This window comes from Chryseobacterium sp. VD8 (assembly GCF_037149975.1).
GTDB classification, from domain to species: domain Bacteria; phylum Bacteroidota; class Bacteroidia; order Flavobacteriales; family Weeksellaceae; genus Chryseobacterium; species Chryseobacterium indicum.
In genome coordinates this window covers 1-255 of record NZ_JBBCQL010000491.1, presented here as the reverse complement: position 1 = coordinate 255, position 255 = coordinate 1, and the positions used below count along the sequence as shown (strand labels likewise).

The 255-nt window shown below is 38.8% G+C and carries 1 protein-coding gene; it reads right to left on the bottom strand.

Features of this window, described 5'->3' with window-relative positions; genetic code table 11:
- On the bottom strand, positions 1-255 hold a 255-nt coding region (locus WFK35_RS23160; protein WP_336735011.1), incomplete at both ends, for an ATP-binding protein.

Genomic DNA, 255 nt, shown 5'->3' with positions numbered 1-255 from the left:
TCTTTGGTGATCGCCATTCCTAAACCGGTTCCGCCTACTTTTCTGGCAATGGATGCATCTTCCTGATAGAATTTTTTAAAGATCTTTTCGATGAATTCTTTGCTCATTCCTATTCCGGAATCCACAAAACTTATTTTTATCTTCTGCTTATCCGGATCATCCTCCAAAAATGTGCACTCTACCCTGATCTCTCCTTTGTTGGTAAACTTCAGAGAATTACCGATGAGGTTGTATAGTATTTGTTCGATCTTCGAA